The sequence below is a fragment of the Leptolyngbya sp. CCY15150 genome (assembly GCF_016888135.1).
In the GTDB taxonomy this organism is placed as follows: domain Bacteria; phylum Cyanobacteriota; class Cyanobacteriia; order RECH01; family RECH01; genus RECH01.
In genome coordinates, this window is sequence record NZ_JACSWB010000054.1 from 1 (window position 1) to 909 (window position 909).

Here is a 909-nt window from a genome sequence, read left to right on the forward strand (position 1 = left end):
CACCGAGGGCACTGGCGCTGCCATCGGTGGTGTTGTAGTCAACAGAAATGTCCGTTTGGCTAGGATTGCTCAGTTGCACCGTGAAGATGGCGCTGGTCGTCGTCGTCGTATCACCTTCGAGTACCGATGTTCCCAAGATGGCGATCGCTGCCTGATCATCATCGTCAGCAATCGTGCCAGTCCCAACACTCCCGCCAATACTGAGTACAGCGTCATCGCCGCTGGGATTGTTGAGCGTCACCGTAAAGGTTTCGTCTATCTCATCGACGTCATCGCCATTGACGGTAACGGTGATCAAGGCTGTTGTCTCACCGGGCGCAAAGGTGAGCGTTCCGGTCAGAGGCTGGTAGTCATCGGTGCCCGCGTTAACATCACCCCCAGCATTAGCCGTCCCATTGGCGGTGCTGTAGTCAACGGTGATCTCTTCCTGTCCCACGCGATCTAACTGCACCGTAAAGACAGCATTGGTCAGGTCACCGCTATCGCCTTCCTGCACTGTGACATTGTTAATGGCGATCGCGGGCGGTGCATCGTTATCCACGATGGTGCCAATTCCTGGATTGACGGGCAGCGTTGCATCCCCCGTCACGCCGCCGAGCACCACATTGAAGGTTTCATCTCCCTCATCGAGGCCATCACCATTCACCGTAACCGTAATCAACTTCGTGGTCTCACCGGGGTTGAAGACCAGGGTTTCGTTGAGGAGTGGCACATAGTCACCCTCGCCAGCCGCCACGTCTCCCCCCGACGTGGCTGTATCATCAGCGGTGCTGTAGGTAACGGTAAGGGTCTCTTGGCTGGGATTACTCAGGCTAACGGTGAACACCGCCGTGCCGGTATCACCGAGATCGCCCTCCAGCACCGAAGCATTGGAAATAGCGATCGCCGGTGGATTGTCATCATTGCCAA

1 protein-coding gene is annotated in these 909 nt (G+C 56.7%); it reads right to left on the reverse strand.

Going from position 1 to position 909, the window contains the following annotated elements; translation table 11 throughout:
* Positions 1–909 (reverse strand): Calx-beta domain-containing protein (locus JUJ53_RS00245; protein WP_275415706.1); only part of this gene is annotated, 909 nt, incomplete at both ends.